Consider the following 26,601-nt stretch of genomic DNA (forward strand, 5'->3'; position numbering starts at 1 on the left):
ATCATCACGATTGGATGAACGGTTCTTTGTGTCTCTAGCTACTTTAGCTTTTTTCGATAATTAGCTGTTATACATCTATAGAAACGCTAGCGAAAACCGCGATTAATCCCAGTTTTCACGCTTCCAAAATAGGTCGTTAAGCTGCGATATTTGTTTGTTTAATCCTTTGTTACCTTAACGGAACAATGTACTCATCCTGCCCTGCAACGAACTCATTAAAAACGTTAGAGTGATACACTTTGAAGCATCCAAGGCTTTTGGCGGTTGCACCACTCTTCATATAGCCCACTGATTTTTCCGCAGCTTTGACCATGAAAACAACAGTTTCAGAATACGGATCATGTATGATCTCGAATGTGTTTTCATCTTGAGTTAACTTATATTTCCCCCTTCCCATAAAAGACAGTGAGCGCTTTGAGTGCCCTAGATCGGTTGCTAATAAACTATTTGGTTCAATCGCAATGAGGCAGGAAACCAAACCATAGTCTTTAAGGCTATTTCGAGCTGCCATTGTTTCTACACTCAATGTTTGATTAGGAACCGAACACCCAGAAGATAGAGTCACTAGCATCATTACAACGAGAGCTTTCAAATTTGCAGTTCCCATCTATCCTCTTCCCTTCCTCTGCAAAATAAATCAAATCCAAACACTTGTTATCTATTCTGCGAAATAACACGTTCAAATCAATCTCCATTTATCCTGCTGCCTCGCAGGAAATCGCTTTGGCAGTGTTCAACAGGCTCGTTTTGGCAGCCTCAAATTGATGCTGCTTATCCATAATTTGTTCTGCGCCCGATATGTTGATAGCGGCGATGATTTTTCCGAGATAATCAGTAATGGGTACAGCAATGGCCGTTGCATTGTCAGAGCGTGAGAATGCGAAGCCTTGTTTCTTTTCTGTCGTAATAAGGTGTTTGAGTTCTGGCAGCGTTTGAGGATTAGGCCTTGCGTACATATCAAGCTGAATGGTTTGGTAGACCGCGCTCAATTCAATGTCGCTGAGTTGTTGCAGCAAGATGCGTCCCATCGCATTGGTATGGCACGGAAGCCTTGTCCCAAGTGGAATATTCACAGACAACCTTTGCGAGGCTTGGGCACGATAGATATACAGGGTTTCTAGACCGTCCCTCACCGACAAATGACAAGATATGCTGGTTTCATCCCTTAGCCGTTGTAAGTGCGGAGCAGCAACATCGACCAAATTTTGCCCTGCAAGATACGAAAAACCACGAGACACCACTTGAGGGCCGATGGTATACGCATTTCTTGCTACTTTTCTCAGGTAGTTCTTATCAATCAAAGTTTGGACAATGCGGTATATCGATGATTGGCTAACACCCAGTCTCTCAGCAAAGTCATGGGTGCTGAGTATTCGATGTTCCGCATCATACATTTCGATAATTTCCAGCCCTCTCGCGAGCGATTGAACTTGGTAGTCTGCCTTGCTCATGTTTTTCTCATCTGTAAATGGAATTTTCATATTTGAATAAAATATGTGGTTCTTTCGCTCCAATGTCCATCTTGATTGTTAATTTTATGTGATTTCACATATTAAGGTGAACATATCGAGAGCAATCAAACAGGACGAAACATGCCAGACTCAAAGGAATTTATTCTCAAAGCAACGTGCGATGCATCAAGTGGCATTCTTGCCGCCGTCACTTCCTATCTGGCAGGTTTGAGTTGCTACATTTCTGAGTTGCATCAGTTTGATGATGAAGAAAACCAAAACTTTTTTATGCGTGCCGTCTGCCGCATTGAGTCTCCGGATGTGGATTTGGAGACCATCAAGGAAGGCTTTGAAGCGCAAGTCAGTCGTTTCAACATGGATTGGCAGTTCTTTGATGCCGACGCCCCTACGCGTGTGTTGATCATGGTCAGTAAATTCGACCATTGCCTCAAAGATCTGTTGTACCGTCACGAAAATGGCGAATTGCCAATGGAAATCACTGCTGTGGTGTCCAACCATAAAGACCTGAGACCTATGGTGGAACGTGCAGGTATTCGCTTCATTTGGTTGCCCATGACCCCTGAAAATAAACCGCGCCAAGAAGCAGCGCTGCTGGACGTGATGGCAGAGACACAAACCGAGTTGGTCGTGCTCGCTCGCTACATGCAGATCCTGTCTGATGATCTGTGTAAGAAGCTGCATGGAAAAGCTATCAACATTCACCACTCTTTTCTGCCAAGCTTTAAGGGTGCGAAGCCCTATCACCAAGCACATGCTCGCGGCGTGAAATTGATTGGAGCAACGGCGCACTATGTCACGTCAGATCTCGATGAAGGACCGATTATTCAACAGAGTGTTCAACCCGTTGGTCACACCTATTCATCTGACAGGCTGGTTGCCGTTGGGCGCGATACTGAAACCATCGCCCTCGCACAAGCGGTTCGACTTCATTTAGAGCACCGCGTCTTTATGTACGGAAATAAAACCGTTGTATTCCAATAATCGACAGAGGTAACCATGCAAGAAGAGTCGCCAGTAAAGGTTATCGATGGTCGGAAACTGTCTGATTTATTGCTTGAAGAAATGACGCAGGAAGTACAAGAACGGATGCAAGAAGGCTACCCGCAACCTGGACTTGCCGTGGTATTAGTAGGCGAAGACCCTGCCAGCACCATTTATGTTCGTAACAAAATCAGATGCGCAGAAAAAGCGGGGTTGTTTTCGTTGGTAAAACGTCTTGATGCATCGTGTTCACAACAAACGCTCGATGATGTGGTCGTGGAGCTAAACGAACGTGAAGACATTCACGGTATTCTGGTGCAACTCCCCTTGCCCAAGCATCTTTCTGAAGAACGCATCATTAATCTTATCGACCCGACAAAAGACGTTGATGGGTTTCATCCCGTCAACGTGGGGCTTCTATCATCTGGGCAAGCCAAACTCGTTCCCTGCACGCCTCTAGGCTGTATGGAGATGCTTAAACGAGAAATGGGCGACCTAACAGGAAAACACGCTGTTGTGATTGGGCGTTCTAACATCGTTGGGAAGCCAATGGCTAACCTATTACTTCAAGCCAACTGCACCGTCAGTATTGTTCACTCTAAAACGATTGATGCTGCCGCGCTCTGCCGACAGGCCGATATTTTGGTGGCTGCGGTTGGCGTGGCTGAACTCGTTGATAAGAGCTGGGTGAAACCGGGCGCAGTGGTGATTGATGTTGGCATAAACGCCACTGAAGTCGACGGTAAGCGAAAACTGGTCGGTGATGTCAATTTCGCTGATGTTGCAGATAAATGCCGTGCAATAACACCTGTGCCAGGTGGGGTTGGCCCAATGACCATCGCCTGCTTGATCAAAAACACGCTAACGGCAGCCAGTCAGCACGATATTTAGGCCTAAATGCAAACAGCCTAAATCAATCGACAAATTAACAATCTTCTACCAAATAGCGATTAAACAGATTGTAACGAGGGAACGTACAGTGCCTTTTTCATTATTAAAATATGGTCTTACCAACGATTATCCTTTTGAGAAGGACATGGACCTCCCCATCCAGACCGATCTCAAACGCCACTATGATGTGGTCATCATTGGTGGCGGCGGACACGGCGTCGCAACGGCGTATTACCTCGCGAAATATCACGGCATTACCAACGTCGCGATTTTGGAAAAGGGTTACCTTGGCGGCGGTAACACCGCACGAAACACCGCAGTTATTCGCTCAAACTACCTCACGTCCGAAGGTGTGAAGTTCTATAGCGAGTCAGTGAAACTATTCCAAAACCTCTCGAACGAATTTGATTTCAACATCATGTATTCCTCTCGTGGGCAGCTAACGCTGGCGCATACCGATGCCACGGTTCGATCTTTTCGACAACGCACCGAAGTAAACAAGCATTTTGGTGGACGCACTGAACTCATCGACCCCCAACAAATTCGAGAGCTCGTCCCTACCCTCAACATGAACCCTGCGGATCTTCCTATTCTTGCAGGCCTTTGGCACATGGATGGCGCGACAGCAAGGCATGACGCCGTAGCCTGGGGCTACGCGAAAGGCGCAACACAACGTGGCGTTGAGTTACATCAACTGACGGAAGTAACCAACATCAACACCGAAAACGGAAAAGTCGTGTCGGTCGAGACCAACCGAGGAACCGTCGGCTGTGGTGCTGTGGTACAAGCCGTTGCAGGACACAGTTCGATTGTTGCTGCCATGGCGGGTTTTAGAATGCCGCTTACCAGTTATCCCCTGCAAGCCATGGTGACCACACCCGTTAAACCTTTCCTCGACCCACTGGTCAGTTCTTCTGCCCTTCATTGCTATGTACAGCAAACGGGTCGAGGTGAAATTGTGTTCGGCGGAGGCTCCGATCCTTACCCGCTTTACAACACACGTTCGACGCTTGATCTGAAAGAAAGCCTGATCGCCAGCGCGATAGAAATGTTCCCTTTCATGGCCAATTTCAAATTGCTGCGCCAATGGGCTGGCACAACGGACATGACCAGCGACTATAGCCCAATCATGGGGTTGAGCCCCGTCGACAATTACTACTTGGATGCAGGCTGGGGAACGTGGGGTTTTAAAGCCACGCCGATCTGCGGAAAATCCATGGCAGAACTGGTGGCATCAGGCGGGAAAGTGCCAGATCTGATCGCACCGTTTGCTATGGACAGGTTTGATGCATTCCGACAAGTCAACGAAATGGGGGCCACGGCCGCGAGCCATTAGGAGTAGTGATATGAAGATAATGCCTTGTCCTTTGAACGGCCCAAGAAACATCAATGAATTTGTCTATGGCGGCGAAGTGAAAGCCATGCCCGACCATAAAAACTGCTCTGACAAAGCATGGGCGGAATATGTGTTCTATTCAGACAACACCATCAAAATCGTCAAAGAGTGGTGGTTTCACAGTGCCTCTGGCTATTGGTTTATTGCAGAACGACACACCGCCTCAGATGAGATTATTCGAACCTATGATCCCAGTGAAATATACAAAGAAAGAGTCACTTTCGACACGGATACTTCCGATGCTGATACACGCAAAGCTAACGCTATTGATGCTAAAAGCGGCGATGGGAAAGGAGCACAGCCATGATTGATAACCATCGATTGTCGCCGCCTATGGGCTCTTTGATTTCTCGCGACAGCACCGTTAGCTTTGAGTTTGAAGGAAAACAATATCTTGGCTTTGAAGGCGACACCGTCGCCAGTGCCTTGATTGCAAACAACCAATGGCTGATGTCCCGCTCTTTCAAATATCACCGTCCTCGCGGGCCACTAACCATGGCGGGTCAAGATGCCAATACGCTGGTTCAACTTCCCGATGAAGCCAATGTGTTGGCAGATCGTGTCGATATTTCGCAAGCGCCAATGGTCATGGGCCAAAATTACAATGGTTCACTAGAAAATGACAAAGATGCTCTACTCGAAAAAGTCGGACGCTTTATGCCGGTTGGCTTTTACTATCGTGCGTTTTATAAGCCAAAAGGCATTTGGGACAAATGGGAACCACTGATCCGCAAAAAAGCAGGATTGGGGAAAGCGAACCTACAGTTTGAACCCACCTACCATGACAAAGCTTATCTGTTCTGCGATGTGATGATTGTGGGCGCAGGCCCTGCCGGTTTGAATGCCGCCATTACCGCTGCACAAGGTGGTGCAGAGGTCTTGCTTGTTGATGAAAACAAGCAGTTGGGTGGCGCGCTCACCTATCACCGTTTCGACATCAACGGTGAAATAGCCGATGAAAAGCTTAACGCCCTTCGTTCTGCTGTCATCGACCATCCTAAGATCCGCGTATTGACGGACGCCGTATGTAACGCATGGTTCACAGACAACTACCTGCCCGTTCTTACTGGCAACCGCATGTACAAAGTCAGAGCGAAGCAGTGCATCGTGGCATCTGGCGAATTCGAGCAGCACGTCGTTTTCAGAAATAACGACCTTCCCGGTATTGTACTTTGCAGCGCCGCCATGCGCCTCATGAAGCATTATGCGATCAAACCGGGTAACACATCCGTGGTGTTAACTGGCAATGACGACGGTTACCTTGCAGCCATCGAACTCGCGCAACAAGGTGTAGATGTGGCTTCCATCATCGATATGCGTAGAACCCAACGGTGCGCCGATTTAGTTAATGCCGTGCAGGGATTTGGGATCCCCGTGTTGCTGGGTGCGACTGTGTATGAAGCACAAGCCCGAAACAATCGCCTTTCCTCTGTCGAGGTCTATTCTCTCGATGAGAATGGCAACGTCGCGCAACGTATTTCTACCATCGAGTGCGATCTTCTCTGTGTGTCATCGGGTTACATGCCGACGTATCAATTGTTGTGTCAGGCAGGCGCGCAATTGACCTATAACGACACCTCCGCACGCTTTACACTCAAGAACCTGCCGGACAACCTCCATGTGGCGGGATCCGTAAATGGTATTCATGCACTCGGAAAAGTGTTGGCAGACGGCGAAAGTGCCGCCCAAACATGTTTAAGCAAAATCGGGTTGGCTGATGTGGCTGGTAACGTGATTAGCTGTGACCAAATCACAAACCTTCCTTGGCCCATCTTTCCCCACCCCAAAGGCAAAGACTTTGTCGATTTCGATGAAGACCTTCAATCTAAAGACATCATCAATGCAACGCGTTTGGGCTACCGCGATATCCAACTCGTCAAACGCTTTTCTACCGTGGGCATGGGGCCTTCTCAAGGCCGCCATTCCGCGCTCGCGACTGCACGTCTTGTGGCGGAATCCACAGACAGAACTGTCAGTGAAACAGGCGTAACAACAGCACGTCCGCCCTTTATCCCAGAGAAGCTGGCCTATCTTGCAGGCAGAATATTTAACCCTGTTCGGCTCACACCGATGCATGCAAGGCATGAAGCACTCGGTGCACAATTCATGCCTGCAGGCGCATGGCAACGTCCCGCTTATTATGGTGAACCAAGCAATCGTCAGGTGCTGATCCAAGAGGAAGCACTAGCGGTTCGACAAAACGTCGGCATCATTGATGTGAGTACCCTCGGTGGCATTGAAGTTTGCGGTCCAGATGCGCCCGAATTTCTCAATCGCATGTATACCTTTGCCTTTGTTAAACAGCCAGTAGGGAAAACACGCTACGCCGTGTTAACCAATGAACAAGGCGTGGTCGTGGACGATGGCGTAGCGTGCCGAATAGCGGAAGATCATTACTATGTCACAGCAACCACCAGCGGTGTTGATGCAGTCTATCGTGAAATGAAAAAGTGGAACGCACAATGGCGATTAAATGTTGATATTGCCAACGTGACGTCTGCTTTTTCCGCCGTGAATATTGCTGGCCCTCTCGCGCGAAAAGTGCTTGAAAAAGTGTGTACTGATGTGGATTTCGCACCCGATGCGTTCCCGTATCTTTTTTACCGAGAAGGACACATTGATCGCATGCCCGTTCGACTAGCACGCGTAGGGTTTGTTGGCGAACTTGGCTATGAAATCCACATGCCAACCTTATTCGCACTCAAAATTTGGGATTTGCTGATGTCAGCAGGCGAAGAGTTTGGAATGCGCCCGTTTGGTGTCGAAGCGCAGCGTCTTCTTCGTCTCGAAAAAGGCCATATTATTGTTGGTCAAGATACCGACGGCATGTCGCACCCCGGCGAGTTGTCATTGGGATGGGCGATAGCCAAAGCCAAGCCATTTTATGTGGGGTCTCGATCTGTCGATATCGTCATGCAACGAGAACAAACCCGAAAATTGGTGGGTTTCAAACTGGATAAATCGTCGGCAAAGCCTGAAGAAGGCCATTTGGTGTTAGACAAAGCTGGTCACGATTCAAACATCACGGGCAATGTGACTTCCTGTGATTTTTCCTCAACGCTGGACGCATATATAGGTCTTGCATTTGTGGGTATCGATCAACAAAAACCCGGCACACTGTTCCCAATTCGTATCGATGGTAAGGAAGTGTGGCCAGAAGTCGTGCCTCTGCCCTTCTATGATCCAGATGGCGCACGCCAGGAGGTCAATTAGTATGTTTTCTTTTTTAATCAGTTCTCAACCAGAGCTAAGAGACAGCAGCATTGATCAAAATCACCAGTTGTCTTCCATCTCCTTCTACGATGCGACCACCTCAAACCGCATTGGATTCAGAGGAGAGCAAACCGCGTCGTTTTTGACCGATCACCACATTGCGCTGCCCTCTAAACCAAACCAAGCAACGAGAATGGACAACGGCTTGTGGGTGTTAAGGCTTGGCTTCACTGAGTATTGGATCATTGATGTTAAGAACCAACATACCGATCTCATTCTCAGCATGGAAAAGTCAGCAACGAGCCATCAACAAGTAACACGCTTATACTGCCAACACAGTTCAGCGATGTTTGTTCTCACTGGCGATAGATGCCCACAGCTTTTTGCCAAAGTCTGTGCCGTGAACCTCCAACCAGACGCGTTTCCATCAGGGCATATCGCACAAACATCGGTAGCGCGTGTCTCATCTGTCGTGGTCAACGCATCTAATACCGATCTGAAGCAAACGCGTTTCCTCATTTTGAGTGATATTTCAAGTTCTGATTATTTATGGGATGCACTCGATGACGCGGCCCATGAGTTTCAATAACCGAATCCACGTAGTAACTACTATTAAGGGACATCTGCGAAAAGGGACTCATTTAAGGACCGTATGAGTTGACCTATTAAACACAAAATCAGGTGTTTCCCGCTTAGGTATCGTCTTCAAGCAGTTTTATTTGGACGAACCATTGAGAGCAAATCACCCGATTTGAGTGACACATTCTAAAGGAGTATGTATGCCAACGATTACCATTTCGGAGATCCATGATGTTTGTAAAACTGCGCTAGAGAAGCATGGCGCTTTACCCTGGATCGCAGAATCTGTCGCGCTTGCTGTTGCAAAAAACGAATCCAGACAGAATCGAATCTGTGGGCTTTACTATCTACAGAGTTATTGTGAACAACTGGTATCGGGTCGTGTCTCTAAAGATGCAGAGCCTGTGATTACAACGCCAAAGTCTGGCGTGGTTCAGGTGGATGCCAAATTTGGTTTTGCGCAATCCGCGTTTGTTCGCGCATTTCCGACTGTCATGAATGCTGCTAAAGATAACGGTATTGCTGCACTGGCCATTGGCCACAGCCACACCTGTACATCACTCGGCTACTTTACAGAGCAAATTGCTCGCCGTGGTTTTATCGCCATTGGTTTTACCAACTCTTCGCCCATCGTTGCACCACCGGGTGGGAAAATTCGCACCATCGGCACCAACCCAGTCGCTTTCTCTGTACCAGACGGCGATGGCGGCATTGCAATGCAGTTTGACCAATCCACGACGGTTGTCGCTCTCGGCAAAATCACCATGGCGAAAGAAGCGGGAGAAAGCATTCCCGAAGGCTGGGCGCTAGATGAAGATGGCAACCCCACCACGGACCCACATAAAGCCTTGGCGGGTTCTTTGGTTTCAGCGGGCGGATATAAAGGTTGGGGATTTGGTTTAATGGCAGAACTGCTAACAGCAGGTCTCACAGGCGGTATTGCCTCTCAGTTTGTTAAACCGCTAAAAGCCACCAATGGCGACCCACACGATCTCGGTCAGTACTTTCTGGTGATTGACCCTGCAAACTCTGAATACTTCTACGAACGCTGCCAGCAAGTTGCAGATTTAGTTTCCCAAGACGAAGGAACCCGCCTACCGGGGCAATATATTAACGAGCTGACCGAAGTTGATGTGCCAGAGTCTTTGTGGGAACTAGCACTGCGATTATCTTCTGGTCCGCAGTAATCAGAATTTCCCGTATCCAAAATCAAGCCTCCTAATGGAGGTTTTTTATTACAACATCGCCGACTATCATATTCGGTATTCGAAAGTGGCCACTGTAGCTCTACCTCATATATCGTTCTTCTACTTCCTTGCCTTTTCACAAATTTATAGACGGTACCGGGAAGTACAAAAGGGATGTCTGTTCTATGCTAACTAATGTGATTCAATTTAGAGACACATAGACAATTGAGAGGCTTAACAATGCTGATGCCCCGTTCGATTAAACACAAGATTTCCCTAGCGATTGCCAGCATCATCATTATTGTTGCTGTTGTTCAATATCAACGGCAAGATCAACAATTGGTTAGCTATACAGAAGATTCGGTTAGCAGATTCATCGACTCCGTTGGAACAGCTAGTGCAAAAGGCATTCAGAACTGGATACAACCCCGCATTGAGATCATTCAAAGCGCAAAGCAATCCGACTTGGCTTTAGAGCCAGGCTCCACACTACCCGCTTATCTCAATCAAGCGCGCCTCTCTGGTGGATTTCAGTCTGTATATATCGGAACGGGTACTGGCGATATGATTCGTTACAACGGCAAGCCATCGAGTGAAGGCTATGACCCAAGGGAGAGACCTTGGTATATCGAAGCCATCAGCGCAACAGACCCTGTCATTACAGCGCCTTATAAAGACTCAGTGACTGGAGAATTGGTTGTCACTATAGCTCAGCAATACACGCGAACATCTGGCGAGCAAGCCGTGGTTGCGGGCGATATTAAAATCAAACAGCTCATCAACTATATCAACAGCATTAGCGGTGAGAATACGCAAGCCATGTTGCTCGATAACCACGCAACGCTGCTAGCAAGCGTCGATACATCGCTGCTGTTGACCAATGCCAGCGAAATGTCTCCTCAATTGACATCAGACACTCTTCCGACACTTGCAGCCAACCCGATAGTCAGCGAACTGACCCTTGCCAATCGCCCTTATCTATTCAATATCACATCAATTGAAGGTACGCCGTGGTATTTAGCGGTTGCCATGAACCAAGAATACGCCTATCAAACGGTCGTCTCTAGCCGAACGGATTCGCTCATTTTCTCTCTCGTTCAGGTCATCCTTGTGATGCTGATCACCTTGTTTCTGGTCAGCAAACTGCTCAAACCTCTGTCCCAGGTTATGCGTGTGATGAAGAAACTGGCTAAAGGGGATCTCACCGCGCGAGTGGACGTGAATACCAATGATGAAATCAGTGTTATTGCACGAGGCATCAATGAGGTTGCACAAAATCTCCAAGACATCGTAGGTGGAATTTCAAACGCGACCGCGAATATATCTTCTGAAGTTAAAGACGTTAAAGCAAAAACCGTTGAGAATCACGACGTGCTAACCCATCACAAACAAGAAACCTTGCTTGTGGTTTCTCGCGTTGAGAGCATGAACTCAACGGTAGATACGGTTGCAAGCAGCGCGTCAGAAGCGTTAAGTTGCACGCAGAAAACCCATGAGCAAACCGCTGAATCAAAACAACAAGTCAGCCAATCGGTACAAAGCGTAAACGCCCTGCTTAGCGAAATAACCCTGATGGAGAACGATATTCAGACCATGAGTGACAATGCAGATAAGATAGCATCCGTACTCACGGTAATCGGTGACATTGCTGAACAAACTAATCTACTCGCCCTGAATGCCGCCATAGAGGCAGCAAGGGCGGGAGAACAAGGCCGCGGGTTCGCCGTTGTTGCAGATGAGGTTCGAGCGCTTGCCAGCCGTACTCAACAAAGCACATCAGAAATCAATGATATGCTACAAAAACTCAACGAAGGTACTGTGAACGCGGTTCGAGCAATTGAAAATACGAAAAACAGTTGTCAAAAATCAGTTGAGCAGACCAATCTTGTTGATAGCAACTTAGATATCATGAGCACATCCGTAGAAGAAATAAACAACTTGAATAGCCATATTACTGAAATCACACAAACCCAGAGCCAAGCTTCAAATGAGATCAGCGAGAGCATTCATTCAATCAGCCAAATGGTAGACCGATTGGGTGAAAGTGGAGAAGCCACACTCGCCAATGTTCAAAAGTTGTCAGCATCAAATCAACAATTAACTTCTGCTATCTCTAAATTCAACATCTAGCCGTCACCCGCAATATTATCACCTCGTTGCTCTACTTCTCTCATACGGAGGATTAGAGCAACATGCCTTGCCATTTGCAGTGTTCATAGTTTGTATCCACCCATGTTCTGCATGCTTTTCTGCTTGAGAAAAACCAGTTGACGATGCAAAACGTCAAAAGTCATGTTCACACTCGCTTCAGCCTCTATGCTATCAATCCTTTGAATAAAAAAGAGTTTTAATTACGCCCGATTAAAACCTTCTTTACAAAGCATTTTCTTGTTTCCAATTTGTCAGAAAAGCTCTACTATTGCGGCGTTTTGGGGAGTAGTCATTCCGTCGCGCTGTCGTCATCCCGTAGCTAATGCTACCGGCACGCGAGAATACAGTTTCACTGTGTTTTGACGAGACCAACGCCATTTATTCGCTTATCTGCTTATAGCTGCGTGGTTGGTTAGGTGCTCCTTTTGCCCCCTATTCCTCCGCGCACCGGAGGTGTCATGTTCCTAAGTGAACTTTTCTCAGGTTACGAAGGCCTGTTAGTTCTTACCGTTTTGATGCTTGGCATCGACCTGCTTATCACTCGTGGAAAGATCAGTTTTCGCAGCGCCGCTATGTGGAGTGTGTTCTGGTTCTCCCTCGCGTTCGCATTTGCTGGTGCTATTTATCTATATTGGCCACATATGGCACCCGTCAGTGAACTGACAAACGGCGAAGCAGCCACCTCGTTTATCACGGGTTACTTGCTTGAAAAATCGCTGAGCGTCGATAACTTGTTTGTGTTCGCGTTGATCTTTGCACAGTTCAAAGTGCCTGAAAATCACGTTCCTCGTATATTAATGCTCGGTATTGTCGGCGCATTGGTATTGCGTGGCATTATGATTTCTCTGGGTGCGCCATTGATTGCGCAGTTCCACTTCGTGTTGTACCTGTTTGGTTTCTTCTTGATTTGGACTGGCGTACAAATGTGGCGTCAACATGGCGAAGAAAACGAGTCCTTCTCAGACAGCTTTGCGGTTAGATTGGTGAAACGCTTTTTGCGCGTTAGTCCTGATTACGATGGAAACAAGCTATTCACCCGCGATTCGCTAGGCATTCTTGCTACACCAATGCTGGTGGTAGTGATGGTGATTGCGATGACGGACGTGATGTTTGCACTGGATTCTATCCCTGCAATCTTTGCCGTTACTCAAGAACCCTACTTGGTCTTGGCTGCGAACGTATTTGCATTACTAGGTTTACGTTCTTTGTACTTCGTTCTCGGTGGCATGCTGAGTAAGTTTGCGTATCTTCACCATACGCTTGCGTTCATGCTGTGCTTTATCGGTACGAAAATGCTACTGATTGAAACACCATTTGCTATCGCTACACCGGTTTCACTGGGCGTTATTTTGGCCTCGTTGACCGTTGGTATTGGTGCTTCTATTTGGAAACAGCGTCAACTTGAGAGAGTAGCTAGTTAACCCTAGCTAGGTCTTCACATATCAAAAAGGCACCCATGGGCTGTCTCTTGATCACAAGTCTTCGTGATTGAGAGACATTGCCAATTCGTAGCCTTCAAGGATGGTTTGTAACCTAGACCATCCTTCCCATAATACCTCTACGGAAGCTCGGCCTGTCCGCTTGGTATCTTTCGAACCGCCTAATCTGGCTAGACGATCGTATGCCCACTGCATATCCGGTGTCTGTTGAGGTAGCGGACCTCCCTCCATTTTCAGCCAAAGTAATTTCCAAGCTTTCTGACCCAATAGCGTTTCACAGCATTGTGTTTCCAACTCTGCTTTGTATTCCTTCATAAAGCGAAGCTGGAGTAAGCGTGTAGCGATAAAAGCCAGTAAGCCAATGCTTCTGCAAACACAGAGTTGAAAATCAACGAAGAGTTGGMAAAACAGGTTATTCACGCCGCCAAGTGGGTCWAAGAGACCTCAGGTGAAGGCAATATCGGTCCTTTCCAAGTCCTGCAATGGCCGGGCRTGATGGAAACACCAGAACAAGATATGRACGTGATCAATAAAGCCCTCATGAGCGGCTTTGATGAAGCTGTCGATGATTTCATTGCCGCACGTGCAAGTGAAGGCGCAAACATGAAAGCACTGATCGAACAGCGCCTTGATGGAATTGCAGCAGAAGTCGTAAAAGTACGCGCTAAGATGCCTGAAATTCTAAATTGGCAACGTGAACGTCTTATCACCAAACTACAAGAAACCAAGATTGAGCTAGATGCGAACCGCGTTGAGCAAGTTAAATATTCATCTGTGTATTTTACTGAACGGGAAAATGCAGCGATTAGAGGTCTACACAAAGTCACTTTATGGGTAACAATTTGTAGACCTCTGAAATCATTTTGTCCATTTAGTTAACTAGGCCTAGTTTATGAAATTCGAATACTCAGAACTAGCTCATGTCAAATGGATTTTTTGGCTTGCCATCATGAAGTAGCTCAGATGCGATGGCTTTTACCTCACCCTGAACGTACGCCCAATACTCTGGGTTATCTAACGTCCTTTCTTTAATTTGTTTAGGGATAAAACGGCTCATTTCCATATTGAAGTCATTGTGTACCTCCTCTTCCGACATTAGATTGGTTAACGCAGTAGAGAGCGCCTGTCGAAAGTCATCTATTTGCTTGTGTCGAGCGTTGAGTTTCTTTTCAACCAATATCTTTGATAAATCAATTCCGCGCTGCTTAATCCAAACAATATCCCAGATATCACGAGGTTTAATACGCCTTGCTCGATACGCTAACGCAATAAGCTTATCGGCCAGTATTTCTTGTAGTGACTGAACCGGAACCAAGATGCCTTCAGTCGGCACGACAATGTCATAGTGATTGATTAACGGACGCTTTTCGATATCGAATGAGGGTATTGCACAGACGTCAATATGCATTTTTTGTCTTGGTAAATCAGGACGATTAGGCTCTTTCACGATACTAATCTTCCACGAAACGGTATCCCCTTGCTGCTCGCCAGAGGGCTTGTTTACCCAAACTTCAGTTTCATACTTATTTTGAATATAAGTCTGTATCTCGGACTCCAACCCCTCAAATTCAGATGGTTTGAAGTCATGACCACCGTTGAAATCAAGATCTTCTGACAACCTACTGCTGTTGTAACACATACGTAATGAGGTGCCGCCAATAAAGGTTAATCGCTGCATAACGCCTTGCTTGATCAGCACGTCCATAATGTCATGATGCAAGATCTCTTTTTCTATCACGGGCGTGACTGCTGCATAGTCAGGGTTTGACTGTACGATTTGGCGAATTTGTTGCTTCAGCATACTTTATCTCCTACACACTCCCTCATACTTAGCTCTCCAGCATATGTAGATTGCGACGGCAGTGCTTTAGATCGGCAACCGCTTGCTCTTTGAATGCGCGATACATTTTGATATCGGGGTCGTAATACAAATTAGGGGCGATTTGAGCGACGGGCCTTTTAGTATGGGTAAGCTCGATCACACCATAAGGCGTATCAAAACACCCACTTCGACCTTTAGTTACCACCGTGACCCTGCCCATCACAATTTGCGAAATATCGCCGGTATGACTTAGCTGGCTTTCTAAGCTGATGTAATTCACTACGCCACTACGTAACTTTTTGATGATTTTATAAATGGCAGTCTCAGGCTCAGGGGGGCTAATCATACTTTCATAAAAACCTTTCACCACCCGTCTTAGCAAGCCCTTCTTTACGCAATCTGCTAGGAGTTTTCTGAAAGCAGGGTCACAGGGCACACCCAACATAAAAGCCAGCTCAGTTGCACTGTGAACGCCTCCGCCAGCGCGAACCGCTTTCGCGAATACGTTTAGTAGCTCATCTGATTTCGCCATAGGTCTACGCTAAGTTACCAAATAAGTCACTTAGTGTAGACCTGCTATTAGCCTTGTGCAAGGTGCAGGTCTACACAACATTACTTTATGGGTAACAACCTGTAGACCGAAAGGCGGGAATGCACTGTCTCTTGATCACAAGTCTTTGTGTATGTATTGAGTCGCTGAGGTTTGCGTGCCCAAATTGACATTGCGCCCACTGTTCTGGATTTGTCATCTTCATAATAATCGCCTCGAATATTTAGCCCTAGACGATCTGATCACAGTGTGTGGAATGAGTTCAAAAAAAATCCCTGAGCGTTGCTCAGGGATTTGTGTATGAGAGACAGCCCATGGGTGCCTTTTTTAGCGCGTAGACTTTATCCACGGAGCGGCGCTAAAACTTACTGAGATAACCGCCCAACAAACCGCAGCCGATACCAAACAAAGCGCTGGAAAACGTACCTAACATCACGTACTCGGTGAACATGCGACTGCCATGATCTTTTAAATCGCCAAAGCGAAAAACGGATTTGGCGGCTAACACCAAGGCGACGCCGGGTAGTTGCCCCCACAGAACAAATGTCACGATAAGCATTCGCTCAAAATATCCAATGTATGCACCAGCGTCTTTTAGCGGTTTATTGCTCTCACTTGGCGCAGAATTCACGACTTCATCGGTCCAGTTTTGCAAGAGCATAGCAATGGCGGTTGATGTCGGTTTCATTGCTAATAGGTACGCAAAGGCCCAACAAAACAGTGTCCACCAATCTGTTTGTTCAAATGCCAGTTTTGCAGCAACTCTCTCTTCACTACCCACCACGAATAAAACCACCACAAGTAGCACAAGTAAGTGCAGCAGTTGTTTGACGAACAAGTAGCGTAACCCGTCCGGTGACGAACGAAACCACACAGCGATAGCCACATTTGATAACCCGATACACAGCGCCCCGACTAATGACCAAATCAAAGGAATGGCGAGCAAATAGAGGGCAATCAAAGACAGAACGCTTTCAATGATAACGGACAAAAAAACATGCCGTGCGCGACGTGTGACAACGGGAAAAAAGTAAAACTCTACACACACATGAACCACGGCCAATACCAATAGTATTGTTAGTACCATATTTAAGCCTCCCTGCCAGTGTTCCGATAACGTTTAAGCCGGTCAGCATACCATTTACACGTATCGTCAATGCGGCCGTAATTGGCTCGATTAATGATTCTTGTGAATGCGCTTCGAGTTATACCCAACGCCTTTGCAAGCTCTGCATGTTGCGCATTAGGCTGACGCATCCAAACCGATAACGCGAATGCCATTTTGGTTGTCAGCGGTGTGATATGGTCATCAAGTAGAGAAAGAACCATGTGAGCGTCGCGAGCAAAGTCTTCGTCATTAGAGGAAAACGCCAATCTCTGGTTTTTCATGGCATCTAGATGGCGGCCTGATAGCAAGAAAGCATCAGAGTTATTGGCCATTCTCACAGGGAGTTGACGCTCGCTGGTTGGTGCAACAGCCAATGATAAACGGGCATCTTCGCCAAGGCTCTTCAGGGCAATGCGAATCGTCAGTGCCATGTTCAAAAGGTGTTCGGGGGAGCGAGTGTAGAGCTGAAATGCATCGCCACGATAGATCTCCCCCATCGTGTCGCGGTCACTGGCATCGGAACCAGCGCCATCAGGTATCAGGGAGTTATTGTTCGCTTGATGACCGGTTTCATGCTGACGAAACTGAGAGAAACAGCTTTCCAATGTGGCTAAACAGCCTTGGCGTGTGGACTCGCTCATCTCTGTCGAGCCCACGAGGTCGCCAGTCATCACTCCCGCATAGTGTATGTATTGAGTTTTCATGCATACCTTGAGTTACATTAATTGGTAACATATCTAAATGTTACGCTTTATTGTAACTTTGTCAAAGGTTACATTTTATCCAATTCACTTTTATGACTGCGCAGCCTTTGCACCTTCATTGTTTGCGGACATTCCAGGTGAAGGCACTTGCTGTTCTGCACTTTCTAATCGCGCATAGAGTTCAGCAAAGTGCTGAGCAAGCTTATGTTGAGGCGCAAAATGAACGAGCGGCTTTTGATGATAGTGCGACTCTTTCATCTTCACAGATTGAGGAATAAATGGTTCCAGCAGAGGTAAACCGAGTTCTCGTACGCGTTCGATAATCTGAGCGGGGAATTTCGCCTGCGCGTTAAACATATTTACGACCACCCCTTCGAGCGCCAAATTACGATTGTGATCGTCGCGAAGCTCCGCGAGGTTATCCATTAAGGTCAACAACGCCTGATGAGAAAATGTATCACAATCAAAAGGTATGAGCAGATTATGCGCCGCGATTAGACCCGCTTTGCTGTAGAAATTTAAATTTGGCGGCGTATCAATATATATCCGCTCATATTCACTCTCTAGTTCGTCGAGTGCTTCACGCAGTTTGTATATTTTATAGCGACGCTCTAACTCAGGCTCAAGAGCCGCAAGACGCGGGCTAGAAGGAATGATATCGAGATTTTCATAAGCGGTGGGCTGAGGAAATTGCTTAATCGGCGTCGAAACAGAAAACCATGACACGGTTTGGTCAAACAAGTCAGCCACCGTTTTGTCGTTCTTGGCATTAATATCAATCCCTAGGTAATGGCTACTGTTACCTTGAATATCTAAATCTATCAGCAGAGTTTTCTTGCCACTGGCAGCACTGAGCGCTGCGAGGTTGACCGATATACTGGATTTACCAACACCGCCTTTTTGATTGAATATGATCCGTCTCATGATCTCTTCCTTTGTAAATAATAAAGAAGCACGACCACGAACTGTGCATATCTTCTAAAGATATCAGTTTGTTAAAGCCGAAAAATGAAGATAGCTCTCGATTAGCAGGATTCAGGTTCGGCCATAACAAAAAAGCCACCCGATTAAGATGGCTTTCAAAACGGAGATGCTAAGGGACGTCAGGATTTCCCTAACATTCGCTTAAGCGTAGCGTCTTTGTCGATAATATGGTGTTTTAAGGCACCCAGTAAATGTAACGCCAACGTGACAATCACAATGTTGGCAAGGACTTCATGGGTCGTATGGCCGATCTGCCCCAGCAGTTCATTCTTCTCGCCAGCAGTAATGAGAGTGAAACCAAAAACCCCCACATCACGCCCACCACCAATCGACATGGCTATCCCTGAAATGGGCATCAATAACGTGGCGAGTAGAAGTAAATGATGAACCCCAGCCGCGATTTTTTCCTGCCATCTCGGCGAGCCAGGAATAGAAGATATTGCACCTTCCTTAAAGCGCCATAACAAACGGGATGCTGCTAACACGAGAACCAATACGCCAAAGGATTTATGCAAACCAATAAGTTCTCCCTTTTCTGGGCCTTTCGGTAAATCTTCCACGTACAAGCCAAATGCTAGAACGGCGATAAAACTGATTGCAACTAACCAATGAAAGAAGATCGTCTGCTTGGATAATGATGACGAATTACTCATCGGTAAATCTCCTTATAAAGTGAAAGCTAATAAACGGTCATATTTTGCGCTCGCACTGGTCACTAATCAATCGCACCAACGTAAATTTAAGTAAAATATGAAAATACGTAGACCACCTCAAAAACCTAGACAACACCCTTCTGAACAATTGCCCTATTTATTCAAATGTGAGAGCCAGTTTGAACACCTAACGTCGTACAAAATGCCATACTTCCCTATTGTTAATTTGGTCTGATGGAGCTTTATCGATGAGTTTACGCATGCACTGGTCATTAATTTCTGTGGCCTTTTTCGCCGTTATTATTGCGTTTTCCTATCCCGTTTTTGCAAACACTGAGTCAATGCAAGCCACCTCAGAAGATCAAAAGGCGGCTTCTGAAAAAATTGAAGACCGCATACTGGCGATTCATCAGGAACTCACGAAGTTGGTTTCTATGCAGAACCAAGTAGATGGCGAAGACAAGCTCGCAATGCAGCTTCAAATGTTTCAGAAAAATGAGCAACTGCGTGCCCTCATTGCCTCAAGCATAAACCGTGACGACGTAGCGAAGCCCTTTCTTATTAAACAGGTAAAACAGCAACAAGTTTATGCCAACGAAGCTATTCAATATCTGATCAAACGTTCATCAAGCCTTTCCCAGAAATTAAATGACGCCAAGAATGAAGAGGTCTTCGGTTTACTAGCAGAGTATGAAGAATCACGTAAATATCTAGATAGTATGTATGAAGAGCTATCACAAAACGTAGCATGGCTGAAAGAGCTCAACGCACTCGCCCCCCACGAAGAAGACAACTTAAAGCAAGAAGTTTCCCAACGTTCTGAACAACTCGCTGCAAATATCGAGTACCTAAGGCAACAATTGAATGCTGAAGATGCGCAGCTAAAAGTTGCCCCTGAAGCAGAAAAAGCCAACCTTCAACTCAGTAAACTAGTCACTCAACGTCGAATGAGCATCACAACCGACAGCCTTAAGGTGATGATTGACCTGTCAGACGCTGAAGGGATCCCGACTGCTGAGTACAAACGATTATATTTTGAAGTGACAGGCAGCGTAACGCAGGATCTGCTTAGTGGCGATGTACTGCTCTCCATCGTAAAGACCTGGTCTAGCAAATTTTGGGGATGGTTACTCGAGAATGCGCCGCAGCACATTTTTCAACTCCTTGTCTTTTTAATCATTCTTTTTATTGCGCGCTTCATCGCCAATATTGCTCGAAAAGTGGTTAAGCGTGCCGTTGCCTCAAAGAACCTCAACTTTTCGTTACTCATGCAAGAGTTCTTCATTTCCATGTCTGGCAAGGGCGTGTGGTTTATAGGTATCCTGATCGCCTTGTCACAAGTGGGTTTGAACCTCACCCCAATTCTCACCGGTTTCGGTATTGCTGGTGTCATTATCGGTTTTGCGCTGCAAGATACGTTATCGAATTTCGCGGCGGGCATGATGCTGCTGATCTATCGCCCATTCGATGTCGGTGATTATGTTGCCGCAGGGGGTGTCGAAGGCAAGGTTAGCCACATGAGTTTGGTAAACACGACGATTAAAACCTTTGATAATCAAATCATCATCGTGCCTAACAGCAAGATTTGGGGAGATGTTATTAAGAACGTCACCCATGAACGCGTTCGACGTGTCGATATGGTATTTGGCGTCAGCTATAGCGATAGCATCCCCCACGTTGAAGACGTACTCAATGACATTGTGACAAACCACCCTGCTGTTCTTCGAGCTCCAGAACCCATGATCAAAGTTCATGTGCTCAATAACTCTTCTGTGGATTTTATTGTTCGCCCTTGGGTAAAAACAGACGACTATTGGGATGTGTACTGGGACGTAACGCGGGAGGTGAAAATCCGCTTCGACAAGGAAGGAATTTCTATTCCATTCCCACAACAAGATGTGCATCTACATATGCAAAATGATCACGCACTCCCTTCGCTACCCAAAGACGGTTAATACGCTTTAAGTCCGTAAGGCGAATGAAACGATCAAAAAAGGGAGCATATTCGCTCCCTTTTCTCTAACTTTTGATTTTTGACTTTGGCCTTTGGCTCAGTATTCTTTGTCGTTTGTATCACTCAAAAAGTGTCGTGCAGTAATTCACCACGTCTAAGTTCTGGATGTATTTTGCACTCTTCTTAAGCAAGAACTAAGCGGTATTTTTCACTTTTGACTCTGCAATGTTTTTCAGCAGACTGTTGTTTTCCATGATGTATTCACAATCACTTTGCTCAACAACCTCAAAGCCCAATCGTATATACAAATCTCGAGCCGGATTGGTTTTTAGCACGCTTAACCTTATGCGAGATGCAGATTCACTAGCACAGCTCAACAATCGTTCAAGCACGGTATAACCGATGCCTCGGTTCTGGTAGTCAGGGTGCACTTGCAACTGAACGAGGTACCACTGATTTTGGTCTTCGATAAATTCCGCTTTGAATAAGCCAACTGGGATGTCACTCACCGTGATGATTTCCGCGCAGTCAAACTTATAGTTAATGCGCGTTAAATGAGCTTCATCAGAGGTTGGCATACCCACCGCTTCAAGATACTGCTGCATGGTTAGCTTTCGCAGCGACATAAGAAACGAAATATCACTGTTTAGCGCTTTTCTTAACCGGATATCCATGACGATCACTTCCTTTCGCGAATCAAGCAGATTGAGTGAAGTCGGGGGAATCCTCTGGTTTCAACGGTACGACTGGTGCAGGAGTCGGTTCAGTTTCTTCTGGCTTGGTCAGCACTTCATCAGCTTTCTTTTCTGCTTCCTCTATGATTTCACTGCCCTTTTCTTTGCTCTTATTCCAAAGGTCACTACTTTTTTCTTTGGCACTGTCCCATAAATCAGAACTACCTTCTTCTGCTTTATCAATCAGTTCACCGCTCTTCTCTTTCGTTGCATCCCACGCACTTCCGCCTGCGTCTTTCGCTGAATCCCACGCTTCTGCCGCTGACTCTTTTGCTTTATCCCAGCTACTTTCTTCCGCATTCGCCGCTATGGGCAAACACAATAGCAAGGTAAATAAAATCGATGTAATTTTCATATTCATGCTCCTATCCTTTGGTGACACCAAGCCTCTATCTTACTGTGTGTTCGAAATACGGCATGCTAATACAGACCGCAACGACACCTAAAAGTGTCCTTTAATGCAATGACAAATGTAATACTACACATGGTCACAGTTCAAGCAACAATAAAACAGTGTTCATAATTATTCAAGATAGACGATAAACCAAGCTTTCGTTGCACCTCCAAACACAAAAACGCCATCGATGGATGGCGTTGATGTCGGTGAACTAAACAAACAAGCTCGCGCAGAAGTTAATCGCTATCAGGCATCGAACGCTTCGCAGGACCGTCATACGTCCACAGTAAGTCTCGAGGGATTGGGCCTTTGTTTCTGCCACCTTGTTGTGTCTGCTCCCAAGCGTGCGCCAGTATTCCTACTGAACGAGATAAACAAAACAACCCTCTGGCAAGCTCAGGAGCAACACCAAGTTCTGCGTAAATCACAGCCGTTGCCCCATCAATGTTCATCGGGATTTTCTTCCCTTTCTCCTGTTCAAGTTGTAATTCGACTTGTTGAGCTATCGCCAAATAACGCCCTTCTACCACACCATCCGTTTTCGCGCCTTCTACCACCGCCATTAAACGCGGTGCTCGTGGATCAACAGGATGGAAGCGGTGTCCAAAGCCCGGTATAAATTTTCCGAACAGTTCGCGCTGTTTCTCAAGCCCTTGCTTAGTGGCAGTAACAATATCCACACCTTCGTTTTGAACAATGTCATCAATCATGTGATAGAAAGCTATTGCTTGCTCACCCGCGCCGCCATGTACATCGCCCAACACATTCACCGCAGACGCCATCGCATTGTTCAAACCAACGCCACAGGTTGCTGCCATACGCGCAATCGCAATACTTGGCGCTTGTGGGCCATGATCAACGGCAGACATTAACGCGGCATCGAGCAATTTCGCTTTTTCTGGCGAAGGCAGAGAACCTTGCGTCATCAACCAAATCATTTGGGTAAAGCTGACGTTGCCAATGAGATCTTCTATCGGATACCCGTAATAGCCAATCTCCCCCGGCGTCATATCGATAATGTCTGTGCGCCACCAATCGGCAACCGCTTTTTCTGGGCCGTTAGTCGGCCGTCGAATACTCATACTGCGCCCTCTGCTCTAAACGTTTTAATGTCGTCATCGCTAAACCCCAGCTCAGAGAGAATATCAGCGCTGTGTTCACCCAATTGGGGTGGCGGCGATGCCACTTTAGGGCGTTGTCCATCCACAAGAAAACCGGTTCTGACGATATGAACATCTCGCCCTACGCCTTCGACATCATCGAATGTGCCTTCAAAGTCGCGTTGTTTTACTTGGTCTAAACTCAGTGCCTGAGGCACCGACAGCACACGCCCTGCTGGCACGCCAATGGCATTGAGCTTTTGTTCCCAGACTTCGGCAGAATCCGTTGAAAACGCATCTTCAAGAATCTCTGTCAGCACAGCGCGATGTTTCAGTCTGGCTTGTCGCTCGCTAAAGCGAGGGTCAGTTTTCAGTTCAGCCCGCCCTAACAAATCACAAATGGCGTCAAACTGCTCCTGCTTGTTGGCGGCGATATTGATCAGGCCATCACCGGTGTTAAACGCACCAGAAGGACTGGCAGTCACATTGTCATTGCCCATGGGTTGCGGTTCACGACCTGCGACAAGGAAATTCGATACCGCCCACCCCATGGTGGCGAGTGTTGATTCCAACATGGACACATCAATGAAGCAGCCCTTGCCCGTGTGAGCTCGTCCCGCGAGCGCAGAAGAAATCGCAAATGCGGCAGTCAGGCCACCAATGGTGTCTGCAATGGGATAACCAACACGGTACGGCGCATTATCAGGCGCACCAGTTATCGACATCACGCCCGACATGCCCTGAATAATTTGATCATAGGCAGGCAGATTGTTCATGGGGCCATCAGCACCGTAACCAGAAATGGCGCAGTAAATCAGCTTGGGATTTACCGCTTTCAACACGTCGTAGTCGAGCCCCAAGCGCGCCATGACACCCGGCCGGAAGTTCTCCACTAACACATCAGCAGATTCAACCAGCTTTTTGAGCACGGCTTTGCCGTCAGGGTGTTTGAGGTTGACGGTAATGGAGCGTTTACCCGAGTTTTGAGCAAGAAAGGAAATGCCCATTTTCTCGCGGTTTAAATCCGCATCAGCACCCAATTGACGCGCAAGGTCCCCACTATGGGGAACCTCCACTTTTATCACTTCTGCACCCAAGTGCGCCAACTGATGGCAGGCGAATGGGCCTGCCAGTACGTTGGTTAAATCCAACACCCTAAAGGATGACAATGCATCGTGCATGCGTCCTCCTAGCCGTCATTACGATCGACTTGTGCTTTATTAGGCTGCAGTTTGATGCCGACCCCCATTTTGTCGAGCACACGTCGAATCAGTGGCAAGAACAACACAAATATCGAAATACACATGATGGTCAGCGTTAACGGACGATCCCACAGGAAGCTCAAACTGCCATCAGAGATAATCAATGCGCGACTCAGGTTGTTTTCCATAATCCCGCCCAAAATGAAGCCGAGTAACATCGGTGCCATCGGGAAATCGAGCAGTTTAAGGAATATCGCCACCACGGTAATTAACACCATCATATTGATATCGAAAGTGTTGAAACTCACCAAGTACACACCGGTGATGGAGAAGAACAAAATCAACGGAATCAAGATGGGGCGCGGAATGGCCAACAAGCGCGAAATGTACGGAATCAGTGGGAGGTTCAGGATCAATAACACCAAGTTACCGAAGTACATGGAAATAATCACCGACCAGAACACATCAGGATTATCAATAAACAAACGTGGCCCCGGCTGAATACCATAGGCAATCAACGCACCCAGCATGATAGCCGTTGTCCCCGACCCAGGAATACCCAATGTCAGCAAGGGTACAAATGAGCCTGTAGACGCCGCATTATTCGCAGACTCTGGCGCTGCCAATCCGCGCAGTGCACCTTTACCAAATTTCTCTTTCAGACGCTTTGGCGCGAGGTTACGTTCAAGCCCATAAGCAAGGAAAGACGCAATCGTCGCACCAGCCCCCGGCAAAACACCGACGATAAAGCCGAAGATAGAAGAACGCGCCACGGTCGGAGCGACTTCTTTCACTTCTTCTTTTGACAGTTTCATACTGCCGAGCGCCGCCATGTCCATGTCCGCTTCTTTTTCTTTGTGCTGCCCTTTCATCACTGTGGTGACAACTTCTGCCAATGCAAACGTCGCCATCGCGAGCAATAAGAAACTGATGCCATCCACCAAATCGATATTGTTAAAAGTAAATCGCGGTGCGCCTGTTATCGCATCCGTACCAATCGTGGCAATCATCAATCCAAATACAGTCATCGCCATGGCTTTCAACACTTGGCCTTTGCCCGCAAAGGCAGAAACGGCGGTAAGACCGAGGATCATCAGTGCAAAGTAGTCAGAAGATTGAAAACTGAGAGAAACCGAGGCCAAAGCAGGCGCCGCGAAAAGCAAGATAATTGCACCAATCGTGCCGCCAGTGAACGACGAGTACGCCGCCAACGCTAACGCTTTACCTGCTTGGCGTTGTTGCGCCATTGGGTAGCCATCAAACGCAGTAACAACCGTGCTTGCACAACCTGGCGCGTTGATCAGAATAGAAGACGTTGAGCCCCCAAATACCGCACCGTAATACACACCCGCCATCAAGATGATGCCAGACGCAGGATCAAGGCCGTAGGTAATCGGGATCATTAACGCAACCGCAGAAATAGGGCCAAGACCCGGCAGCATGCCAATGAAGGTGCCAGCGAAACAGCCAACGACGACCATCATGAGGTTGAACGGCATTAAGGCAGTGCCTAAGCCCGTTGAGATTCCTTCCCACATCGTCTTACCCTCCTAAAACTTGTGTAAAGAAGCGACCTGGTGCGAGATAGATATCCAACAACTTCGCAAGAATAAACCAGATGCCGACAGCAAAAGGCACGGATGCAATGAACAGCATTTTTGGACGGCGTTCACCGAGGATCCAATATCCGCCCACCAAAAACAGAATCGTCGATAACATAAAGCCCACCCACTCAAGGGCGAAAGCAAAAATCATGATCAGGATGAGAAGCTTCGCCACCAGCAGAAAATCAAGCCCGGCCACAGAGAGTTTGCTTGCAACGTCGCGACGCGCCGTTACCAACATAAGAAAACCTAGAATTCCGCCCAACCAAGATAGGAAGATGGGCAAAGTTTGCGCGTTAAACGGTTCATACTCATCGCCGGGAAACATAGGGATTTCACGCGCGTAAAAACCATAGGCCACTGAAAGACAGAGAAAGACGAGACCACCGATATGGTCTTTAGTGACAACCATCTGACACTCCTTGATACAACAACAAACGAGCAAGCCCGTCAGAAATAAGAACGCCGAGTGCTTATTAG

24 protein-coding genes and 2 pseudogenes are annotated in these 26,601 nt (G+C 47.0%); 11 read left to right on the forward strand and 15 right to left on the reverse strand.

What is annotated here, in order from left to right; genetic code table 11:
• Positions 1-169: 169 nt before the first annotated feature.
• A complete protein-coding gene (locus L4D06_RS02395) occupies positions 170-607 on the reverse strand; it encodes a hypothetical protein (protein WP_274163999.1) in 438 nt (145 codons plus the stop codon).
• Between the two features lie 88 nt (positions 608-695).
• On the reverse strand, positions 696-1,451 hold the full coding sequence (locus L4D06_RS02400; RefSeq protein ID WP_274163998.1) for an IclR family transcriptional regulator: 756 nt from the start codon (positions 1,449-1,451) through the stop codon (positions 696-698).
• Between the two features lie 141 nt (positions 1,452-1,592).
• Here L4D06_RS02400 and purU point away from each other — a divergent pair, with 141 nt between their 5' ends.
• The 9 genes from purU to L4D06_RS02445 all read left to right on the forward strand — a co-directional run bounded on the left by purU (position 1,593) and on the right by L4D06_RS02445 (position 13,291).
• Positions 1,593-2,453 (forward strand): formyltetrahydrofolate deformylase, encoded by an 861-nt coding sequence (gene purU, locus L4D06_RS02405; protein WP_274163997.1) that lies wholly within the window; start codon positions 1,593-1,595, stop codon positions 2,451-2,453.
• 15 nt (positions 2,454-2,468) lie between these two features.
• On the forward strand, positions 2,469-3,344 hold the full coding sequence (folD, locus tag L4D06_RS02410) for a bifunctional methylenetetrahydrofolate dehydrogenase/methenyltetrahydrofolate cyclohydrolase FolD (protein ID WP_429737738.1): 876 nt from the start codon (positions 2,469-2,471) through the stop codon (positions 3,342-3,344).
• Positions 3,345-3,432: 88 nt separating this feature from the next.
• A complete protein-coding gene (locus L4D06_RS02415; RefSeq protein WP_429737739.1) occupies positions 3,433-4,680 on the forward strand; it encodes an FAD-dependent oxidoreductase in 1,248 nt (415 codons plus the stop codon).
• A gap of 10 nt (positions 4,681-4,690) precedes the next feature.
• The gene (locus L4D06_RS02420; RefSeq protein ID WP_274163994.1) at positions 4,691-5,047 is read left to right on the forward strand and encodes a sarcosine oxidase subunit delta; all 357 of its coding nucleotides are present in this window, start codon (positions 4,691-4,693) and stop codon (positions 5,045-5,047) included.
• Complete coding sequence (locus L4D06_RS02425; protein WP_429737740.1) at positions 5,044-7,953, forward strand: glycine cleavage T C-terminal barrel domain-containing protein; 2,910 nt, start codon at positions 5,044-5,046, stop codon at positions 7,951-7,953. Before L4D06_RS02420 ends, L4D06_RS02425 begins: the two co-directional genes overlap by 4 nt.
• 1 nt (position 7,954) lies before the next feature.
• Positions 7,955-8,542, forward strand: coding sequence for an aminomethyltransferase family protein (locus L4D06_RS02430; RefSeq protein ID WP_274163992.1), 588 nt, complete (start codon positions 7,955-7,957; stop codon positions 8,540-8,542).
• 190 nt (positions 8,543-8,732) lie between these two features.
• On the forward strand, positions 8,733-9,719 hold the full coding sequence (locus L4D06_RS02435) for an Ldh family oxidoreductase (protein ID WP_274163991.1): 987 nt from the start codon (positions 8,733-8,735) through the stop codon (positions 9,717-9,719).
• 240 nt (positions 9,720-9,959) lie between these two features.
• Complete coding sequence (locus L4D06_RS02440; protein ID WP_429737741.1) at positions 9,960-11,849, forward strand: methyl-accepting chemotaxis protein; 1,890 nt, start codon at positions 9,960-9,962, stop codon at positions 11,847-11,849.
• A 479-nt stretch (positions 11,850-12,328) separates the two neighbouring features.
• On the forward strand, positions 12,329-13,291 hold the full coding sequence (locus L4D06_RS02445) for a TerC/Alx family metal homeostasis membrane protein (protein WP_429737742.1): 963 nt from the start codon (positions 12,329-12,331) through the stop codon (positions 13,289-13,291).
• 51 nt (positions 13,292-13,342) lie between these two features.
• On the opposite strand, the pseudogene L4D06_RS02450 reads toward L4D06_RS02445, so the two are convergent.
• Positions 13,343-13,666, reverse strand: a pseudogene (locus tag L4D06_RS02450) (IS4 family transposase); the annotation flags it as partial.
• On the opposite strand from L4D06_RS02450, the pseudogene L4D06_RS02455 reads away from it, so the two are divergent.
• Positions 13,667-14,068 (forward strand): annotated as a pseudogene (locus tag L4D06_RS02455) (YicC/YloC family endoribonuclease); the annotation flags it as partial.
• A 154-nt stretch (positions 14,069-14,222) separates the two neighbouring features.
• Here the strand turns inward: L4D06_RS02455 and L4D06_RS02460 are convergent.
• The 6 genes from L4D06_RS02460 to L4D06_RS02485 form a co-directional block, all read right to left on the reverse strand.
• On the reverse strand, positions 14,223-15,110 hold the full coding sequence (locus L4D06_RS02460; protein ID WP_429737743.1) for a nucleotidyl transferase AbiEii/AbiGii toxin family protein: 888 nt from the start codon (positions 15,108-15,110) through the stop codon (positions 14,223-14,225).
• A 28-nt stretch (positions 15,111-15,138) separates the two neighbouring features.
• Positions 15,139-15,663, reverse strand: coding sequence for a type IV toxin-antitoxin system AbiEi family antitoxin (gene abiEi / locus L4D06_RS02465; RefSeq protein WP_429737744.1), 525 nt, complete (start codon positions 15,661-15,663; stop codon positions 15,139-15,141).
• 376 nt (positions 15,664-16,039) lie between these two features.
• Positions 16,040-16,768, reverse strand: a complete 729-nt coding sequence (locus L4D06_RS02470) for a DUF3307 domain-containing protein (protein WP_429737745.1) — start codon at positions 16,766-16,768, stop codon at positions 16,040-16,042.
• Between the two features lie 2 nt (positions 16,769-16,770).
• Complete coding sequence (locus tag L4D06_RS02475; protein ID WP_429737746.1) at positions 16,771-17,493, reverse strand: winged helix-turn-helix domain-containing protein; 723 nt, start codon at positions 17,491-17,493, stop codon at positions 16,771-16,773.
• A 90-nt stretch (positions 17,494-17,583) separates the two neighbouring features.
• Positions 17,584-18,417, reverse strand: coding sequence for a ParA family protein (locus L4D06_RS02480; RefSeq protein WP_274163984.1), 834 nt, complete (start codon positions 18,415-18,417; stop codon positions 17,584-17,586).
• A 179-nt stretch (positions 18,418-18,596) separates the two neighbouring features.
• Positions 18,597-19,130 (reverse strand): cytochrome b, encoded by a 534-nt coding sequence (locus L4D06_RS02485; RefSeq protein WP_429737747.1) that lies wholly within the window; start codon positions 19,128-19,130, stop codon positions 18,597-18,599.
• 248 nt (positions 19,131-19,378) lie between these two features.
• On the opposite strand from L4D06_RS02485, the gene L4D06_RS02490 reads away from it, so the two are divergent.
• Positions 19,379-21,085 carry a mechanosensitive ion channel domain-containing protein gene (locus L4D06_RS02490; RefSeq protein WP_429737748.1) on the forward strand — a complete coding sequence of 569 codons (1,707 nt, stop codon included), beginning with the start codon at positions 19,379-19,381 and terminating at the stop codon, positions 21,083-21,085.
• A 193-nt stretch (positions 21,086-21,278) separates the two neighbouring features.
• Here L4D06_RS02490 and L4D06_RS02495 read toward each other — a convergent pair whose 3' ends face one another.
• The 6 genes from L4D06_RS02495 to L4D06_RS02520 form a co-directional block, all read right to left on the reverse strand.
• Positions 21,279-21,758, reverse strand: coding sequence for a GNAT family N-acetyltransferase (locus L4D06_RS02495; protein WP_429737749.1), 480 nt, complete (start codon positions 21,756-21,758; stop codon positions 21,279-21,281).
• 22 nt (positions 21,759-21,780) lie between these two features.
• Positions 21,781-22,179 (reverse strand): ATP synthase subunit B family protein, encoded by a 399-nt coding sequence (locus L4D06_RS02500; RefSeq protein ID WP_274163980.1) that lies wholly within the window; start codon positions 22,177-22,179, stop codon positions 21,781-21,783.
• A gap of 272 nt (positions 22,180-22,451) precedes the next feature.
• Entirely contained in the window at positions 22,452-23,297 is an 846-nt protein-coding gene (locus tag L4D06_RS02505) for a citryl-CoA lyase (protein WP_429737750.1), read from the reverse strand.
• Entirely contained in the window at positions 23,294-24,496 is a 1,203-nt protein-coding gene (locus L4D06_RS02510; RefSeq protein WP_429737751.1) for a CaiB/BaiF CoA transferase family protein, read from the reverse strand. The genes L4D06_RS02505 and L4D06_RS02510 overlap by 4 nt, the downstream gene beginning before the upstream one ends.
• An 8-nt stretch (positions 24,497-24,504) precedes the next feature.
• Entirely contained in the window at positions 24,505-26,055 is a 1,551-nt protein-coding gene (locus L4D06_RS02515; RefSeq protein WP_429737752.1) for a tripartite tricarboxylate transporter permease, read from the reverse strand.
• A 4-nt stretch (positions 26,056-26,059) separates the two neighbouring features.
• On the reverse strand, positions 26,060-26,533 hold the full coding sequence (locus L4D06_RS02520) for a tripartite tricarboxylate transporter TctB family protein (protein ID WP_429737753.1): 474 nt from the start codon (positions 26,531-26,533) through the stop codon (positions 26,060-26,062).
• Positions 26,534-26,601 lie beyond the last annotated feature (68 nt).

Source organism: Enterovibrio makurazakiensis (genome assembly GCF_050336585.1).
Classification (GTDB): domain Bacteria; phylum Pseudomonadota; class Gammaproteobacteria; order Enterobacterales; family Vibrionaceae; genus Enterovibrio; species Enterovibrio gelatinilyticus.

Coding starts and splice junctions, on each gene's coding strand:
- L4D06_RS02510 (WP_429737751.1), bottom strand. CDS start 24,496: ATGCACGATGCATTGTCATCCTTTAGGGTGTTGGATTTAACCAACGTA.
- L4D06_RS02445 (WP_429737742.1), top strand. CDS start 12,329: ATGTTCCTAAGTGAACTTTTCTCAGGTTACGAAGGCCTGTTAGTTCTT.
- L4D06_RS02515 (WP_429737752.1), bottom strand. CDS start 26,055: ATGTGGGAAGGAATCTCAACGGGCTTAGGCACTGCCTTAATGCCGTTC.
- L4D06_RS02430 (WP_274163992.1), top strand. CDS start 7,955: ATGTTTTCTTTTTTAATCAGTTCTCAACCAGAGCTAAGAGACAGCAGC.
- L4D06_RS02495 (WP_429737749.1), bottom strand. CDS start 21,758: ATGGATATCCGGTTAAGAAAAGCGCTAAACAGTGATATTTCGTTTCTT.
- L4D06_RS02395 (WP_274163999.1), bottom strand. CDS start 607: ATGGGAACTGCAAATTTGAAAGCTCTCGTTGTAATGATGCTAGTGACT.
- L4D06_RS02435 (WP_274163991.1), top strand. CDS start 8,733: ATGCCAACGATTACCATTTCGGAGATCCATGATGTTTGTAAAACTGCG.
- purU (WP_274163997.1), top strand. CDS start 1,593: ATGCCAGACTCAAAGGAATTTATTCTCAAAGCAACGTGCGATGCATCA.
- L4D06_RS02480 (WP_274163984.1), bottom strand. CDS start 18,417: ATGAGACGGATCATATTCAATCAAAAAGGCGGTGTTGGTAAATCCAGT.
- L4D06_RS02475 (WP_429737746.1), bottom strand. CDS start 17,493: ATGAAAACTCAATACATACACTATGCGGGAGTGATGACTGGCGACCTC.
- L4D06_RS02520 (WP_429737753.1), bottom strand. CDS start 26,533: ATGGTTGTCACTAAAGACCATATCGGTGGTCTCGTCTTTCTCTGTCTT.
- L4D06_RS02485 (WP_429737747.1), bottom strand. CDS start 19,130: ATGAGTAATTCGTCATCATTATCCAAGCAGACGATCTTCTTTCATTGG.
- L4D06_RS02505 (WP_429737750.1), bottom strand. CDS start 23,297: ATGAGTATTCGACGGCCGACTAACGGCCCAGAAAAAGCGGTTGCCGAT.
- L4D06_RS02420 (WP_274163994.1), top strand. CDS start 4,691: ATGAAGATAATGCCTTGTCCTTTGAACGGCCCAAGAAACATCAATGAA.
- folD (WP_429737738.1), top strand. CDS start 2,469: ATGCAAGAAGAGTCGCCAGTAAAGGTTATCGATGGTCGGAAACTGTCT.
- abiEi (WP_429737744.1), bottom strand. CDS start 15,663: ATGGCGAAATCAGATGAGCTACTAAACGTATTCGCGAAAGCGGTTCGC.
- L4D06_RS02425 (WP_429737740.1), top strand. CDS start 5,044: ATGATTGATAACCATCGATTGTCGCCGCCTATGGGCTCTTTGATTTCT.
- L4D06_RS02440 (WP_429737741.1), top strand. CDS start 9,960: ATGCTGATGCCCCGTTCGATTAAACACAAGATTTCCCTAGCGATTGCC.
- L4D06_RS02470 (WP_429737745.1), bottom strand. CDS start 16,768: ATGGTACTAACAATACTATTGGTATTGGCCGTGGTTCATGTGTGTGTA.
- L4D06_RS02500 (WP_274163980.1), bottom strand. CDS start 22,179: ATGAATATGAAAATTACATCGATTTTATTTACCTTGCTATTGTGTTTG.
- L4D06_RS02460 (WP_429737743.1), bottom strand. CDS start 15,110: ATGCTGAAGCAACAAATTCGCCAAATCGTACAGTCAAACCCTGACTAT.
- L4D06_RS02400 (WP_274163998.1), bottom strand. CDS start 1,451: ATGAGCAAGGCAGACTACCAAGTTCAATCGCTCGCGAGAGGGCTGGAA.
- L4D06_RS02490 (WP_429737748.1), top strand. CDS start 19,379: ATGAGTTTACGCATGCACTGGTCATTAATTTCTGTGGCCTTTTTCGCC.